At 74.4% G+C, this 1122-nt stretch carries 1 pseudogene; it reads left to right on the forward strand.

The annotated features are described in order from the left end of the window. Positions 1-72 precede the first annotated feature (72 nt). Positions 73-1122: pseudogene (locus tag ABZ793_RS34705) on the forward strand (polyketide synthase); the annotation flags it as partial.

The following is a 1122-nucleotide window of genomic DNA, read 5'->3' on the forward strand; positions in this document are numbered from 1 at the left end:
GGGTACTGGGTGCGGCATGTGCGGGAGGCGGTCCGGTTCTCCGACGCGGTTGTCACGTTGCACGGGTGTGGGGTGAGTACGTTCCTGGAGGTCGGCCCGGACGCGACGTTGACGGCGATGGCGGCGGACACCCCTGCCGACCGGCCGGTGCAGCAGATTCCCGCGCTGCGCCGGGACCAAGCCGACACCACCGCCCTGGTGACGGCGTTGGCGCGGTTGCACGTGACGGGCACGTCCGTGGACTGGGCGGCCTGGTTCACCGGGCAGACCGGCCAGTTGCCCCGGACCGTGGACCTGCCCACCTACGCCTTCCAGCGCCGGCGCTACTGGCTGCTAGACACGCCGTCAGCCGCCCCGGCCCCGCCGAACACCGGCGGATCGGAGATCGACGAGCGGTTCTGGGCGGCGGTGGAGCAGGAGGACCTGGCCGGGCTGGGGGAGGAGTTCCGGCTGGAAGCCGATCAGCCGTTGGGCGTCCTGCTGCCGAGACTGGCGCGGTGGCGGCGGGCGGGACGGCAGCGGTCGACTGTCGACTCCTGGCGCTACCGGGTCGACTGGGAGGCCGTACCCGACGCCGACGGGACGCTGTCCGGGACCTGGCTGCTGCTGGTGCCGTACGCCGGCGTCGACGATGCCCTGCTCGCGACCGTGACCGACGGTCTCACGGCGGCCGGGGCGAAGGTCCGGCGGCTGGTGCTCGACGGCCCGGCCGACGACCGCGAGCTGGTGGCGAAGGCCCTCCGCGCCGCCGGTGAGGTGGCCGGGGCGGTGTCGCTGCTGTCGCTGTCCGGAGCGAGTGTGCCGGAGGCGTTGGCGACGGTGCAGGCGCTCGGTGACTGTGCCCTCAACGGCCGGGTGTGGTGGTTGACGCGGGGCGCGGTGGCCGTGGGCGGCTCCGACGCCCCCGTGGACCCCGTTGCGTCCGCGACCTGGGGTCTCGGGCGAGTCGCGGCGTTGGAGGAGCCGCGGCGCTGGGGTGGTCTGGTCGACCTGCCGCAGACCCTGGATGCCCGCGCTCTACGGCGGGTGTGTGGGGTGATCGCGGTCGGGGTCGAGGACCAGGTGGCGGTGCGGTCGTCGGGGGTGTTCGTCCGGCGGCTCGTCCGGGCCGGGTCCGACCCC

The sequence above is a fragment of the Micromonospora sp. NPDC047465 genome, assembly GCF_040643125.1.
GTDB lineage: Bacteria > Actinomycetota > Actinomycetes > Mycobacteriales > Micromonosporaceae > Micromonospora.